This window comes from Cyanobium usitatum str. Tous, assembly GCF_963920485.1.
In the GTDB taxonomy this organism is placed as follows: Bacteria; Cyanobacteriota; Cyanobacteriia; order PCC-6307; family Cyanobiaceae; genus Cyanobium_A; species Cyanobium_A usitatum_A.
Genome location: NZ_OY986431.1, coordinates 2566996 through 2580033 on the forward strand (window position 1 = coordinate 2566996; position 13038 = coordinate 2580033).

Sequence of the window (13038 nt, forward strand, 5' to 3'; positions counted from 1 at the left end):
GATTTTGGCGGCTGACCTCGGGCGAGTGCTGAACCCCCGGTTTCGGGATGCCCCTTGGCCAGACGCAACCCGGTTTGAAGCCTTAGCCTGAAAGCCCAGAGCTAGGCATATTTAAAAGTCTGGTTGCCCTATGAGTATCGCCATATCAGCTATTACCAGCCAGAAATGGGCTGGGGATCTTTGGAAGTTTTCGGGTCGTGATGGCGTTGTGAACTATTGGCTCGCCGATCGTGGCGAGGCGCAAACGCTTGGGATGTCGGGTCGGGAATCAAAATATATTCGCCAAGTCTTTAGCCGCCTTGATAAAATTACGGGTTTGGAATTCGAGGAAAAAGATAGTCGCACAAAGTCGGATATTGACTTGTATTGTGTGGATAGCTTGAATGGCAATACTATCGGTGTGACGACCCGTCGTAGCTCCTGGTATGAAATCAAATGGGTGGATAGGCGTGGCGGCGAGCTGACTCGTCGTGAGGCTTGGGTGATAGCTCATGAAATTGGCCATGCACTTGGACTGGATCATCCGAACGGCAAGCCTTACGGCCGTCGCTATGGCACTACGGACACCATTATGTCTTATAATTATACTGGCTTCAAGGGATTTACGGATTCTGATACCGCGGCGCTTCAATCTCTTTGGTCTTGATCTAATTATTTTTAAGTTGGTCTGATGTCTTTGGCGCCATTTGATCGCCATGGCGGCAATTTGGCCGCAGTCGCCGCCCGTCTGGGTTGCCGCGATACCCAGTTGCTTGATGCCAGCGCCTCTCTGGTTCCTTTCGGGCCGCCTTGGTTTGTGCGGCGCTCCTTGCTAGGGGCCGGGCTGACCGCGCCGCTACGGGCCTATCCCGACCGCGCCTATGCAGGTTTGCGCCGCGGCCTGGCCCGGCTGCATGGCCTGGAGCCCGAGTGGCTGTTGCCGGGTAACGGCGCAGCGGAGCTGTTCACCTGGGCGGCCCGGGATGCGGCGGCGGCAGGGGTAAGTGTGTTGGCCCAGCCGGGTTTTGCCGACTATCCGCGGGCCCTGGCCTGCTGGGATGGGGCTTGGCGGGCTCAGCCGCTGCCGCTGCAGGTTGGTTCGGTGGCGCAGCCGTTTCCGGCGCCGCCAGCGGGCGAGGTGCTTTGGCTCACCAATCCCCACAACCCCACCGGAGCGCTCTGGACTCGCGCCTCCCTGGAGCCCCTGCTGCAGCGCTTTGCCCTGGTGATCGCCGATGAGGCTTTCCTGCCGCTGGTGCCTGGTGGCGAGGCCCAGAGCCTGATCCCGCTGCTGCCTACGCACCCAAACCTGGTGGTGATCTGCAGCCTCACCAAGCTTTATGGCATAGCGGGCCTGCGCCTTGGCTATGCCCTTGGCCACCCCGAGCGCCTGGCCCAGTGGGCCTCCTGGCGCGATCCCTGGCCCGTGAATGGCCTGGCTGCCGCCGTGGGGGAGCGGCTGCTGGCTGATCCGGCGGCCTACCGGCGCTGGTGCGGCAGGGTGCAGCGCTGGACCGGCCGCGAGGGTGCCTGGCTGCAGCGTCAGCTGGCCCAGCTGCCTGGCATCACGCCCCTGCCTTCAGCCGCCAACTTCCTGCTGATCCGCGCTGAGCATTCGCTAGTGCCGTTGCGCCAAGCCCTGGAGCAGCGCCATCACATCCTCTTGCGCGATTGCCGCTCTTTCGAGGGGCTAGGGGAAAACTGGCTGCGGATTGGCTATCAGAGCCACCGCAACAATCGCCGCATCCTGCGGGCCTTGCGGCAGGAATTAGGGCGCTTTAGTAGTGATAGCGCCCTTGCAGAAATTCGACCCGGCTGCTCTGAACCAAATACACGCAGCGATGTTCCTGGGTGATCCGCCGAGACCAGACGCCCGGCCCCAAGTATTTGAGCGGTTCAGGTTTGCCGATGCCCTCAAAAGGATCTTTCAAGATGGCTTGCATCAGCTCAATCAGCCGTTTAGTGGTGCGTGGCTCGTGGCGCACCCAATGCTGCAAGTCATCTAGAAACTCTGGGTGAACCACCGCCTGCCAGGAGGGGGCCATCAGCCTTGAAGGCTGCTGACAAGGTCCGTCAGGTTGATCGGGTCCAGTCTCTGCTCGCGGGCTCTGCTTAGGGCTGTGAGAAGACGCTCCGCATTCGCCGGTGAGCGCAGCAGATGGGCTGTTTCCAGTAGGCCGGCCAGTTCATCAGCAGCCACTAGGGCCACATCGCCGCCCTTGCGCCGCCGCACCATCACGACCTCTCGGTCTTGCACGGCACGGTCCATCAGGCCCTTCAAGCCTTCTCTGGCTTGGCTGTAAGTAGTTTCAATCGCCACTTCCTGTCCAGCTTTGTTGGACAACTTTAGGGTTTTCTCAGCATCGCCGCCACTCGCTGATCGGCATCGCGCACCGCCAGCTCGCCCATGGCTGTTGACATACCTGTCAGGGGATCACAAGCAGCTGCTGCCCCCCGCAGGCGCGGCCCCAGCAGCCGCCAGAGGCTGCGCTCGAGGGCCGGCTCAGCGGGGCCGCCGTGCTGCCACACGATCACGGCCGCCCCAAGTTCGGCGGCGGCGGCGGCGTTGACGTCCTGGTGGTGGTCGGCGGCGGCGGGGTAGGGCACCAGCACCGCCGGGGTGCCGCACACTGCCAGCTCGCTGAGGGCGCCAGCGCCGCTACGGCTGATAGCCAGGGCGGCGTGCTGCAGCAGGCCGGGGATCTCGTCGCTGAAGGGAAGCTCCACCACCCCAGCCGGCAGGGGCTGGCCTGCCTCGGGGTCGTTGCTGCCGGTGAGATGCACCACCCGCACGCCTGCAGCCGTGAGCTTGGGCAGCAGGGGGCGCACCATTTGGTTGAGACCGACGGCTCCCTGGCTGCCGCCCATCACCAGCAGCAGGGGCCCGGAGCCTTGGGGCGCCCAGTCGGGCAGGGAGGCGGGCTCCAGAAAGGCTTGCCGCACCGGCGTTCCCGTCACCGCGGGGCGGCAGCGGGGCAGGCGGGCAGCGGCCTGGGGCAGGCCCACCGCCACCTGGCTGCAGAGCCGCCCCAGCAGGCGGGTCACCTTGCCGGGCACGGCGTTGCTCTCATGCAGCACCACCGGCACGCCGCACCAGCGGGCCGCCAGGATTGCAGGCGCTGCGATGTAGCCGCCGCTGGTAAAAACCGCTGCGATGCGTTCGCGCTGGATCAAGCGCCGCACCGACCGAACCGCCTGCAGCAGTTGCAGCAGGTTGAGCAGCTTGCGCAGGCCCCGGCCTTGCAGCCCACCGGCCCGCACCGTGTGCAGTGGATAGCGGCTCGGCACCAGCTGGCGTTCCAGCCGGTCTGGCACCCCCAGCCACGACACGCTCCAATCGGCCGGCATGGCATCGGCCACTGCTAGTGCAGGGAATAGGTGGCCACCGGTGCCGCTGGCAGCAATTAGGAGCCTGGGCATGGGTGCTGGGGCTGAAGCGCGCCTAACTTAAAAGCGGTTTCCGCCCTTGCGATGCCGTCTGCTCTGATGTCGCCTCTCCAGCCCCCGAGTTCAGGCTTGGTCGGTCGAAAAATATGGACTTTGGCGATGGCGGCCCTGCTGGCCAGCGCGCCTTCTCTAGCTGCCGCTGCGGTGCCCAGCTCAGCTCAGCTGCAGGCCCTGGAGGCAGCCCTTAACGGCAGCGGTGAGCTATCGGCCGTACTGGAGAGCGGTCCGGGCCTCGATGTGACCCTGGTGGAGTTGCGCCGCCGCAGCCTGAAGCAGCAGTTTCCCGATGCCCGCTGGCAGCTCAGCACGGGCAAGCCCCTGCGTGATGGTCGCAGCACCGTGCAGCTGCAGCTCTCGGGCAGCCGTCAGGAGGGCCCCACCCGCTACCGGCTCGAAGCCCAGCAGCAGCTGGTTCTCGGCAGCAGCGGTGGCCGCATCAATGCCCAGACCGTGATTCGCGAGCAAAGCTTGCTGCGTAGCGGTGAGGCCGAACTTCCTGTGAGCCTGTTGATTCCGGACGCGGTGCTCACGGGCCAGCGCTACGACGTGGATGCGCTTTTCGATGAACCTTTGGAGGGTGCCGTGGCTGCCGGTGGTCTGGTGGCCCTCACCGGCCAGCAGGTGAATGCTCTTGAGAGCCCCGAGCTGCAGCTGGGAGCCCTGGGCGGTGGCGGCCTGTTCAAGTCAGTGCAGGCTCCCTTCACCCCGGGCGCCCAAACCTGGGCGATCTTGTTGGTGCACCCCAAAGGCATCGTTAGTGCCACCAAGCGGGTGCTGGTGGTGGCTGATAAGGCCCAGCTCAATCCTTGATACTCAATCCTTGACCGGCACAAGCGTCAGCGCAGGTCCGCTGGGGTCAAATAACCCTTATTAGCGCGATCGAGGCGGCTGAAGTGTCGCTGCAGGTAGGCATTGGAGCGCACCTCATCACGCCCCAAGCGCCCATCGCCGTTGCTATCGAGCTGGCGAAATAGTTTGCCTAGCCGCTGCTGGTATTGCTGCAGTTCATCGGCTGCAAGGGCCGGTTGCTGGGCGAAACCGCTCAGGGTCACCAGCAGCGTGCCCGCAAGGGCACCCATCAAGGTGGCAGGGGAAATCCTCATCAACCCAAGTTATGCAGCCCGGCCAAGCGACCTGTTGCCAGTTTCGGGCCAAGCTGTGACCAGATCTTTCCAGCACGCCACCTCCATGGCCCAAGGGCAAAGCATCTGGGTTGTGGATGACGACCCCGAACTAAGGCGGATGGTGGGTACCTACCTGATTGACCAGGGTTACGACGTGCGTTGCCTGGCCGATGGGGCCCAGTTGCTGGCGAGGTTGGCTGGCCAGCGGCCTGATCTGGTGGTTCTCGATCTGATGATGCCGGGAGACGATGGCCTCACCCTGTTGCGGCGCCTGCGCGACGGCGGCGATGACCTGCCGGTGGTGATGCTCACTGCCAAGGGCGATGCCGTGGATCGGATCATCGGCCTGGAGCAGGGCGCTGACGACTACCTGGCCAAGCCGTTTCTGCCGCGGGAGCTCACGGCCCGTATCGAGGCCGTGCTGCGCCGCCGCGTCGCCCTGCCGGCCGGCACTCCCCTCGCTGAAGCAGAGATGCTGACGATTGGCGAGCAGGTGCTCGATCAGGCAGCCCGCACCCTGGAGCACGATGGCAAGGTCACCTTGCTCACCTCCGGCGAATTCGCCCTACTTGCGGCCTTTGTGCAGCATCCGCATCGACCCCTATCGCGCGAGCGCCTGGTGGAACTGGCACGGGGGCCCGATTCAGTGACAGACAGCCGCAGCATGGATGTGCAGGTGTCGCGGCTACGCAAGTTGGTGGAGCCTGATCCCGCTCGCCCCCGCTATCTGCAGACGGTGTGGGGCTATGGCTATGTATTTGTGCCCGATGGTCAACCTCGCAGCCGTTAGGTATGGGCTGGTGGGGCTGGGGGTGGCCCTGCTCAGCACCCTGCAGTTGCAATTGCTGCTTGCGGAACGCTTACAACGCGATCGGATTACCCAGCAGGGACCAGAGGTTTTGTTTCAGCTGCGCCTGGCGGAGCTGGCGCTTGATCGCTTGCCGCCAGCCAGGTTGGCGCGCCTTAGCGGACTACCACTGCGCGTTGGAGCTAAACCGCCCAGTCGATCTGAACGGGCCCTGGAAGTTCAGGCGCAGCTGCTGCGCCAAGAGCTTTGCGCCAGCCTGAATCCGTGCCCCTCCGTGCTGCCGGCGTTCGCCCCCCAAAGGGGGGTGTGGGTTCAGTTGTTATCACCCCTTGATCCGGTGTGGTTACTGGTGCCTATTCCCCCTGTGCGTCCTTGGCCTCCGGATCCCTGGTTGCTGCTGGTGGGGCTGGGGTTAGGGGGCAGTGTGGCGCTGCTGTTGTTTTTTCTGTTGGAAGTTCAGCGGCCGCTGCTGTTGCTTCAGCAGGTTCTTGGCGGCGTGGGCCGCCGCGGTTGGCCTGAGGTTCAGCAGGAGCAGGGCACGCTGGTTGTGAGACAACTCACGGCTCGTTTCAATGGCATGGTGCAGCGCTTGCAGGCCGTCGATCAAGAAAGGGCCGTGATGCTGGCCGGCATCGCCCACGACCTCAAGAGTCCGCTCACCAGGTTGCGTTTTCGGATCAGCCTGCTGGACCTGAGCCAAGCTGATCTGCAACAAGTTGTGGCCGACCTCGACTCCTTGGAGCGGATCACTGGCCAGTTCTTGTTATTTGCAGGCGGTGGCGACCAGGAAGCCGCTCTAGCTGTGCCCTTGGAGCAACTATTGGCCGAGCAGGCAGCTGGACTTGCGGCTTCTGAGCTCGAATTAGATTTAGAGCCGCTGGTGAGGCTGGTACAACCTGTCGCCCTTGCCCGAGCTGTGGCCAATTTGATCGCCAACGCTCGTAGCTATGGAGCTCCGCCCCTGTGCTTGCAGCTGCGAGCTGCAGAGCCGGCAGGGGAAGGGTTTCGGATTGTGATTTGGGATTGCGGCTCAGGCATACCTCCAGAGCGCTGGGATCAGGCGTTAATGCCCTTTCAGCGTCTAGATGTCGCCCGTGGAGGTAGCGGTCATTGTGGGCTGGGCCTGGCTATCGCCGCCCGGGTTGCCCGGTCCCATGGGGGCTACTTGGAGCGGTTGGAAGCTGATGGCGATTCTGCTTGGCGGTTTGGAATTGCTCTCCAAGCACGCTCTCAAGGGCAGTCTTAAATCCAGTCGCCGACTGGGATTCAGTGGTTCAGTCGGATTTGGTCACAGTTTTGCGGTGGTTCGGTTGCAATTCAAGGCAGCGGGCGCCGCACAGTGAAGGGGAACCAGCCAAGTTGCTGGGATTCATGACTGCCAATCGGAGCTTTCCCATGCGTGCATCACTTCTGCCACTGGCTTTAGCCGCTTTAGCCCTGCCGGTGCCAGCCCTTGCCTCTCCCCATACCTTTCAGCGTTACACATATGAGTCCTATGGGCCTCCTCCCCGTGCCTATACCCGCCGTCCTGCCTATGCACGCCAGCCCGTATATGGGCCTCAGCATGCTTACGGAGCCCAGCCTTTCTATGCCCAGCAGCCTTTCTATGCACCCCAGCCTGTTTATGCCACGCGGCCCCGCTACGCCCCATCTCAGCTAGGTGGTTATGGCGGTTATCCAGTAGCTGCTTACCCAAGCAGCCCGGTGGTGCATAGCAGGAGCTGTTCCCTCGCCGCGCCCATTGTTGGAGCTGCCCTGGGGGGCACGATGGGTGGTGCTTTGGCGAACGGTTATCGCAACAGGCTCTGGGCGGTGCCAATGGGAGCAGCAGTTGGCGGGATCCTGGGGGGCACGATGTCGGGCTGCTGATCAGATTTGATGGCAGTTAGACAGGATTTGAGATGCCTGGGAAAATTTATTTCTAGGCGCTGAAAACTATTCATGATTAATGTGTGAATCACCCTTTCGCCTAGCAAATTCCATGACCTCAAGCCGTTTGATCAGTTCCTTTGCGCCGCGCCTTCCTGGGTTGGCTGCTGCTCTCCTGCTCCTCTGCAGTGGCCCCCTATGGGCCCAAAGCCAGTCGGGCAGCCCAACTGGGCAGCGCCCAAATCCTGAGCGACGGGAGGCTTTGCAGCGCCAGCAGGCTGAGGCAATGAGCCGCCTTAGCGTCACCCGGAGACAGCAATATTTTGCTGACCTAAGCCAGCTTGAAAAACGTATTTCCAGCCAGCGATTAGATCAGCTAAAGAAGGCCGAGGGCTGCTTTGTTAAAGCTCGGGACTTGCCTGCTATCGAAAGCTGTCAGCGCAGCCAGCAGGCCCAGGCCATGGAGCAGCGTCGCAGCTGGATGACTGAACGGGCCGAGCTCCAGCGCCGCTTTGGCATGCCGAGCTGGGGCAAGGACCAGCGCCAACAAAAAAAGGGGGCCTAAGCCCCCTGTAGCTCTCAGCCTGGATCAGGCCCCATCCAGATCAGGCTTCATCTAGTGCTGCCACGCCGGGCAGCACCTTGCCTTCCAGCAGCTCCAGGCTGGCGCCACCGCCGGTAGAGATGTGGGACATCTTCTCGGCTACGCCCACCTTTTCCACGGCTGCCACCGAGTCGCCACCGCCGATGATCGTGCAGCAGCCCTTGCCGCTCAGGTCGGCCAGGGTGTGGGCGATGCCGTTGGTGCCAGCGGCAAACTTGTCGAACTCGAACACGCCCATGGGGCCGTTCCAGATCACGGTTTTGCAGTCGGCCAGGGCCTCCTGGAAGGCTTTGAGCGAGTCGGGGCCGATGTCCAGGCCCATCCAGCCATCGGGGATGGCGTCGATCGACACGGTCTGGCTGTTGGCGTCGGGGGCGAAGTTGTCGGCCAGCACCACATCGGTGGGCAGCAGTAGCTGCACGCCCTTGGCGGCCGCTTTGGCCTCCAGCTCTTTGGCCAGCTCAAGCTTGTCCTCTTCCACCAGGCTCTTGCCCACCGCCAGTCCACGGGCTTTGTAGAAGGTGAAAATCATGCCGCCGCCGATCAGCACCTTGTCGCACTTGTCGATCAGGGCTTCGAGCACGCCGATTTTGGAGCTCACCTTGGAGCCGCCCACGATCGCCGCCAGGGGACGCTTGGGCTCGTCGATGGCGCCCTGCAGGTACTGGAGCTCCTTCTCCATCAGGTAGCCGGCCACGCTGGGGCTGAGCGCCTTGGTGACGCCTTCGGTGGAGGCATGGGCCCGGTGGGCGGCGCCGAAGGCGTCGTTCACATAAATATCGGCAAGGGCGGCCAGCTGGGCGGCGAAACCGGCGTCGTTCTTCTCCTCTTCGGCGAAGAAGCGCACGTTTTCGAGCAGCACCACATCGCCTGCGGCCATGGCTGCCACCTTGGCTTCGGCGTCGGGGCCGATGCAGCTGTCGGTTTTCACCACGGGCTTGCCGAGCAGCTCGCTGAGGCGGGCGGCCACGGGGGTGAGACGCATGGCTTCGTTCACCTGGCCCTTGGGACGGCCGAAGTGGGCCGCCAGGATCACCTTGGCGCCCTTGCTGCTCAGGTCATTGATGGTGGGCAGGGCGGCCCGGATGCGGGTGTCGTCGGTGATGGCACCGGCGTCATCTAGCGGTACGTTGAAGTCGACCCGCACCAGCACGCGCTTGCCGCTGAGCTCATCGGCCGAAAGGCTGGCCAGGGATCGCTTCGCCATGGGTTATGGAATAACTGAATTGCCGGGGGAGATTAGCCCCCGCGTGTCCCGGCCCGCCCAGGCTGCGGATTCCCCCCTGCCATCCGCCCTGGCCGGACGACGGTGGGCCCCCCAGACTGAAGCCACGGGCTCGCATCTGCCCAGCCGCATTTCGCCCCATGTTTGACACCGTTCTCTTTCCCATTGACCAGAGCCGCCAGGCGATGGAAACGGCTGCGGTGGCCTTGAAACTGGCCCAGCAGCATGCCAGCAAGCTGGTGTTGCTGTCGGTAGTGGAGCCCGAGCAAGACGACCCAGCGGCGGTTGCTGCCCTGCTGCAGCAGGCCCGCGCCCGCTTTGAAGAGGCTGGCGTCAGCTGCCAGGTGATCGAGCGGGAGGGCAAGCCCGCCTTCGTGATCGGCGACGTGGCAGATGAGATCAACGCCGACGTGATCGTGATGGGCACCCGCGGCATTGCGATTGAGAGCGATCAGCAGAGCACCGCCGCCCGGGTGATCCAGCTGGCTCCCTGTCCGGTGCTGGTGGTGCCTTAGGTGACTCAGCTCAGCGTCAACGCTCCCGCGATTCAGTGGTACCCAGGCCACATCGCCAAGGCGGAGAAAGCTCTCAGCGCCAACCTGGCCAAGGTGGACCTGGTGATCGAGGTGCGCGATGCCCGCATACCGATGGCCACCTCCCACCCGCGGCTGCAGCGCTGGATCGGCAACAAGCAACACCTGCTGGTGCTCAACCGGGTCGACATGATCCCGCCGCCGGTGCGCCAGGCCTGGACCGCCTGGTTTCGAGCCCAGGAGCAGACCTGCTGGTGGTGTGATGCCAAGGCCGGCACCGGCGTGAAGCAGCTGCAGCAGGCGGCGATCCGGGCCGGCATAGCCCTCAACGTTCGCCGGGCTGGGCGGGGCATGAAGCCACGGCCGGTGCGGGCGCTGATGCTGGGCTTCCCCAATGTGGGTAAATCGGCCCTGATCAACCGGCTGGTGCGCCAAAAAGTCGTAGACAGCGCCCGTCGCGCCGGTGTGACTCGCAGCTTGCGCTGGGTGCGGCTGGGCCAGGACCTCGACCTGCTCGACGCCCCCGGCGTGCTGCCGCCCCGCCTCGACGACCAGCAGGCAGCCCTGCGCCTGGCTCTCTGCGACGACATTGGCCAGGCGGCCTACGACAACGAAGCCGCCGCCCGGGCCTTCCTGCAGCTGCTCACCCTGCTTGAAGCCGAGCCAGCTGCTGGTGTGCCGGCTGGGCTGGTGGGCAAGCGCTACGGCATCCCCCTGGGCGTGCTGCCCGGCGGCGGCCCGGATGTGGAGGGCTGGCTGGTGACCGCTGCGGAGCGCCACACCAGCGGTGACAGCCTGCGCATGGCCACCAAGCTGCTCGATGATTTTCGCTGCGCTCGCTTGGGTGCCATTGCGCTTGAGCTGCCGGTTCTGCCACCGCCATGAGCGAATTCGGTGAGGGCGAAGGTGAGCTGCTGACGCTCACCTATGCCAAGCCGCTGCCGATGCGGCTGGATCGCTGGCTGGTGTCCCAGCGGCCGGAGCAGAGTCGCGCCCGGATCCAAAAGTTCATCGAGGCGGGCTACGTGCGGGTCAACGGCGTCACGGGGCGGGCCAAGACGCCGCTGCGCCCAAAGGACGTGGTGGAGCTGTGGATGCCGCCGCCCGAGCCCCTGCCCTACCTAGTGGCCCAGGCGATGTCCCTGGATGTGCTGTTTGAAGACGCCCACCTGATCGTGCTCAACAAGCCCGCCGGGCTCACGGTGCACCCGGCGCCCGGCAACAAGGACGGCACCTTGGTGAATGGCCTGTTGCACCACTGCCCAGATCTGCCCGGCATCGGCGGTGAGTTGCGGCCCGGCATCGTGCACCGGCTTGATAAGGACACCACGGGCTGCATCGTCGTGGCCAAGAGCCAGGAGGCCCTGGTGAAGTTGCAAGTGCAGATCCAGAAACGCATCGCTTCTCGCCAGTACCTGGCGGTGGTGCACGGCCAGCCCGCTGGCGACTCCGGCACGATCGTTGGGGCGATCGGCCGCCATCCCGTCGACCGCAAGAAATATGCGGTGGTCCATGACGACTCGGGGCGCCATGCCTGCACCCACTGGCGCCTGGTAGAGCGACTGGGGGATTACAGCCTGCTGCGCTTCAAGCTCGACACCGGCCGCACCCACCAGATCCGGGTGCACTGCGCCCACATCGGTCACCCGATCGTGGGCGACCCCACCTACTCCCGCTGCCGCAAGCTGCCGCTTGAGCTGCCTGGCCAGGCCTTGCACGCCGTGCAACTCGGACTTGATCACCCGATCACCAAGCAGCGACTGGTGTGCGAAGCACCGCTGCCGGAGGCGTTCGAGCGCTTGCTGGCGGTGCTCAGGCGGCGCTAGGTAGGCGCGGGCAGGCTTCCACCAGGGTTCGGGTGATTGCGGTTTGGGGATCGCTCAGCAGCCTGGAGCCGGGACCCTCCTCCACGATCTTCCCCCCCTCCAGCACCAGCACCCGGTGGCAGAAGCCACTTGCCACCGACAGGTCGTGGGTGACAAACAGCATCCCCAACCCCAGCCGCTCCTGCAGCTCCCGCAGCAGGGCCAGCACATCTGCCTGCACCTCGGCATCCAGCATGCTGACGCTCTCATCGCAGAGCAGCACCTGGGGATTCAGGATCAGGGCCCGGGCAATCGCTACCCGTTGCTGCTGACCGCCAGAGAGTGTGCGGGGCAGGCGGTTTTCAAAGGCTTCCGGGGGGGTGAGCCCCACCGCTGTGAGCAGTTCGCGGGCGCGTTGACGGGCCTGGGAGCGGTTGGCCAGGCCGTGGATCAGCAGGGGATCGGCAATCGCCTCACCCACCACCATCTGGGGGTTGAGGCAGGCCAGCGGATCTTGAAAGACCATCTGAATGCCGCGCCTGGCCTGGCGCAGGGCTCGGCCCCGCAGGCTGAGCAGGTTTGTGCCCTGCAGGCGCACCGTGCCGCCCCGCACCGGCGCCAGCCCCATCAGGGCGCGGCAGAGGGTGCTTTTGCCGCAGCCTGAGGCTCCCACCAGGCCGATGGTTTCGCCTTGCTGCAGGCGCAGGCTGACGCCATCAACAGCCTTAAGCCAATGGGATTGCCAGGGCAGGGATGGCAGGGGATGCCAGCTGCGCAGCTGCTCGATTTCCAGCAGCAGCGGTGCTGGCGGCGGCGGCAAACTTTCGGCGCCCTCCCGCTCCCGTGCCTTGGCCACCAGCCGTTGGGCCAGGGCGGAGCTGGGGGCCAGCAGCAACTGCCGGGCTGGCGCCTGTTCCACCAGGTGTCCCTGATCCAGCACGGCGATCTGGTCGCACCAGCGGCCCGCCATGGCCAGGTCGTGGCTGATCAGCAGTAGGGCGCTGCCCGCTTCGCGGCAGAGGTTGCTGAGCTCCGCCATCACCTGGCCGGCTACGGCCACATCCAGGCTGGTGGTGGGTTCGTCGGCGATCACCAGCGGAGGCTCCAGGGCCATCGCCAGGGCGATCGCTAAGCGCTGGCGCATGCCGCCACTGAATTCATGGGGATAGCTGCCGTAGCGCTCCGGGCCGATGCCCACCCGGATCAGAAGGGTTTCCGCCCGTTGCCGCACCTGGCGCCTCTGCCAGCGGGGCCGGTGGGCCGCCAGGGTGTCGGCCAGGTGAGCGCCGATCGTCAGTAGCGGGTTGAGGCGGGTCATTGGGTCCTGGAACACCAGCCCCACCGCTTCACCGCGTAGTTGGCGCAGGGCCGGCCGGGCCATTTGGCTGGGGTTCTGACCCGCTAGCAGCAGGGAGCCGCTGCACTGGCTGCCCGGGGGTAGTAGTTGCAGCACGGCCCGGGCCACGGTGCTTTTGCCGCAGCCGGAAGGACCCACCAGGGCCAGCCGCTCGCCCGGGCTCAGGCTGAGCGTCAGCCCATCAAGGGTGGGGCGCTCCGCTTCGGGATAGCGCACCACCAGGTTCTCAATTGCGAGCACGGGGCTGGTCATGGCCACCAGCTTGGCCCCCCCTGCCTACGATGGGA

At 64.8% G+C, this 13038-nt stretch carries 16 protein-coding genes; 10 read left to right on the forward strand and 6 right to left on the reverse strand.

The features are described 5' to 3' along the window. Window positions 1-130 precede the first annotated feature (130 nt). Together U9970_RS13760 and U9970_RS13765 are read left to right on the forward strand one after the other, a co-directional pair. Window positions 131-646, forward strand: a complete 516-nt coding sequence (locus U9970_RS13760) for a reprolysin-like metallopeptidase (RefSeq protein WP_322764671.1) — start codon at window positions 131-133, stop codon at window positions 644-646. A 24-nt stretch (window positions 647-670) separates the two neighbouring features. After that, window positions 671-1834 carry a pyridoxal phosphate-dependent aminotransferase gene (locus tag U9970_RS13765; protein WP_322764672.1) on the forward strand — a complete coding sequence of 388 codons (1164 nt, stop codon included), beginning with the start codon at window positions 671-673 and terminating at the stop codon, window positions 1832-1834. On the opposite strand, the gene U9970_RS13770 is transcribed toward U9970_RS13765, so the two are convergent. The 3 genes from U9970_RS13770 to U9970_RS13780 form a co-directional block, all read right to left on the reverse strand. After that, window positions 1758-2024, reverse strand: coding sequence for a Txe/YoeB family addiction module toxin (locus U9970_RS13770; protein ID WP_322764673.1), 267 nt, complete (start codon window positions 2022-2024; stop codon window positions 1758-1760). The two genes, U9970_RS13765 and U9970_RS13770, sit on opposite strands and share 77 nt — an antisense overlap. Further along, window positions 2024-2248 carry a type II toxin-antitoxin system Phd/YefM family antitoxin gene (locus U9970_RS13775; protein ID WP_322764674.1) on the reverse strand — a complete coding sequence of 75 codons (225 nt, stop codon included), beginning with the start codon at window positions 2246-2248 and terminating at the stop codon, window positions 2024-2026. The genes U9970_RS13770 and U9970_RS13775 overlap by 1 nt, the downstream gene beginning before the upstream one ends. A 77-nt stretch (window positions 2249-2325) precedes the next feature. After that, on the reverse strand, window positions 2326-3399 hold the full coding sequence (locus U9970_RS13780; RefSeq protein WP_322764675.1) for a UDP-N-acetylglucosamine--N-acetylmuramyl-(pentapeptide) pyrophosphoryl-undecaprenol N-acetylglucosamine transferase: 1074 nt from the start codon (window positions 3397-3399) through the stop codon (window positions 2326-2328). Window positions 3400-3525: 126 nt separating this feature from the next. Here U9970_RS13780 and U9970_RS13785 point away from each other — a divergent pair, with 126 nt between their 5' ends. Next, a complete protein-coding gene (locus U9970_RS13785; protein WP_322764676.1) occupies window positions 3526-4236 on the forward strand; it encodes a hypothetical protein in 711 nt (236 codons plus the stop codon). Between the two features lie 26 nt (window positions 4237-4262). Here the strand turns inward: U9970_RS13785 and U9970_RS13790 are convergent, their stop codons facing one another. Then, window positions 4263-4529 (reverse strand): EF-hand domain-containing protein, encoded by a 267-nt coding sequence (locus U9970_RS13790; RefSeq protein WP_322764677.1) that lies wholly within the window; start codon window positions 4527-4529, stop codon window positions 4263-4265. 85 nt (window positions 4530-4614) lie between these two features. On the opposite strand from U9970_RS13790, the gene U9970_RS13795 reads away from it, so the two are divergent. From U9970_RS13795 to U9970_RS13810, 4 genes are all read left to right on the forward strand, one after another. Further along, entirely contained in the window at window positions 4615-5340 is a 726-nt protein-coding gene (locus tag U9970_RS13795) for a response regulator (RefSeq protein WP_322764678.1), read from the forward strand. Further along, window positions 5318-6604, forward strand: a complete 1287-nt coding sequence (locus U9970_RS13800; protein WP_322764679.1) for a sensor histidine kinase — start codon at window positions 5318-5320, stop codon at window positions 6602-6604. Before U9970_RS13795 ends, U9970_RS13800 begins: the two co-directional genes overlap by 23 nt. 149 nt (window positions 6605-6753) lie before the next feature. Further along, window positions 6754-7227, forward strand: a complete 474-nt coding sequence (locus tag U9970_RS13805) for a hypothetical protein (protein WP_322764680.1) — start codon at window positions 6754-6756, stop codon at window positions 7225-7227. A gap of 415 nt (window positions 7228-7642) precedes the next feature. After that, a complete protein-coding gene (locus tag U9970_RS13810) occupies window positions 7643-7792 on the forward strand; it encodes a hypothetical protein (protein WP_322764681.1) in 150 nt (49 codons plus the stop codon). Window positions 7793-7832: 40 nt separating this feature from the next. Here U9970_RS13810 and U9970_RS13815 read toward each other — a convergent pair whose 3' ends face one another. Further along, a complete protein-coding gene (locus tag U9970_RS13815; protein ID WP_322764682.1) occupies window positions 7833-9038 on the reverse strand; it encodes a phosphoglycerate kinase in 1206 nt (401 codons plus the stop codon). 158 nt (window positions 9039-9196) lie between these two features. Between U9970_RS13815 and U9970_RS13820 the strand changes: the two genes are divergently transcribed. The 3 genes from U9970_RS13820 to U9970_RS13830 are packed head-to-tail and all read left to right on the forward strand — an operon-like array spanning window position 9197 to window position 11415. Then, window positions 9197-9571, forward strand: a complete 375-nt coding sequence (locus U9970_RS13820) for a universal stress protein (protein WP_322764683.1) — start codon at window positions 9197-9199, stop codon at window positions 9569-9571. Continuing rightward, the gene (gene ylqF, locus U9970_RS13825; protein ID WP_322764684.1) at window positions 9572-10474 is read left to right on the forward strand and encodes a ribosome biogenesis GTPase YlqF; all 903 of its coding nucleotides are present in this window, start codon (window positions 9572-9574) and stop codon (window positions 10472-10474) included. It abuts the gene before it with no gap. Further along, window positions 10471-11415: an RluA family pseudouridine synthase gene (locus U9970_RS13830; RefSeq protein WP_322764685.1), complete on the forward strand. Its 945-nt coding sequence runs from the start codon at window positions 10471-10473 to the stop codon at window positions 11413-11415. The genes ylqF and U9970_RS13830 overlap by 4 nt, the downstream gene beginning before the upstream one ends. Here U9970_RS13830 and U9970_RS13835 read toward each other — a convergent pair. Further along, window positions 11402-13003: an ABC transporter ATP-binding protein gene (locus U9970_RS13835; RefSeq protein ID WP_322764686.1), complete on the reverse strand. Its 1602-nt coding sequence runs from the start codon at window positions 13001-13003 to the stop codon at window positions 11402-11404. The genes U9970_RS13830 and U9970_RS13835 overlap by 14 nt on opposite strands. Between the last annotated feature and the right edge of the window lie 35 nt (window positions 13004-13038).

Excerpts from the sequence above, each read along its gene's own strand:
- U9970_RS13770 (WP_322764673.1), bottom strand. The coding sequence starts at position 2,024 with ATGGCCCCCTCCTGGCAGGCGGTGGTTCACCCAGAGTTTCTAGATGAC.
- U9970_RS13805 (WP_322764680.1), top strand. The coding sequence starts at position 6,754 with ATGCGTGCATCACTTCTGCCACTGGCTTTAGCCGCTTTAGCCCTGCCG.
- U9970_RS13785 (WP_322764676.1), top strand. The coding sequence starts at position 3,526 with ATGGCGGCCCTGCTGGCCAGCGCGCCTTCTCTAGCTGCCGCTGCGGTG.
- U9970_RS13775 (WP_322764674.1), bottom strand. The coding sequence starts at position 2,248 with ATGGACCGTGCCGTGCAAGACCGAGAGGTCGTGATGGTGCGGCGGCGC.
- U9970_RS13835 (WP_322764686.1), bottom strand. The coding sequence starts at position 13,003 with ATGACCAGCCCCGTGCTCGCAATTGAGAACCTGGTGGTGCGCTATCCC.
- U9970_RS13815 (WP_322764682.1), bottom strand. The coding sequence starts at position 9,038 with ATGGCGAAGCGATCCCTGGCCAGCCTTTCGGCCGATGAGCTCAGCGGC.
- U9970_RS13760 (WP_322764671.1), top strand. The coding sequence starts at position 131 with ATGAGTATCGCCATATCAGCTATTACCAGCCAGAAATGGGCTGGGGAT.
- U9970_RS13830 (WP_322764685.1), top strand. The coding sequence starts at position 10,471 with ATGAGCGAATTCGGTGAGGGCGAAGGTGAGCTGCTGACGCTCACCTAT.
- U9970_RS13800 (WP_322764679.1), top strand. The coding sequence starts at position 5,318 with ATGGTCAACCTCGCAGCCGTTAGGTATGGGCTGGTGGGGCTGGGGGTG.
- U9970_RS13780 (WP_322764675.1), bottom strand. The coding sequence starts at position 3,399 with ATGCCCAGGCTCCTAATTGCTGCCAGCGGCACCGGTGGCCACCTATTC.
- U9970_RS13765 (WP_322764672.1), top strand. The coding sequence starts at position 671 with ATGTCTTTGGCGCCATTTGATCGCCATGGCGGCAATTTGGCCGCAGTC.
- U9970_RS13790 (WP_322764677.1), bottom strand. The coding sequence starts at position 4,529 with ATGAGGATTTCCCCTGCCACCTTGATGGGTGCCCTTGCGGGCACGCTG.
- U9970_RS13795 (WP_322764678.1), top strand. The coding sequence starts at position 4,615 with ATGGCCCAAGGGCAAAGCATCTGGGTTGTGGATGACGACCCCGAACTA.
- U9970_RS13820 (WP_322764683.1), top strand. The coding sequence starts at position 9,197 with ATGTTTGACACCGTTCTCTTTCCCATTGACCAGAGCCGCCAGGCGATG.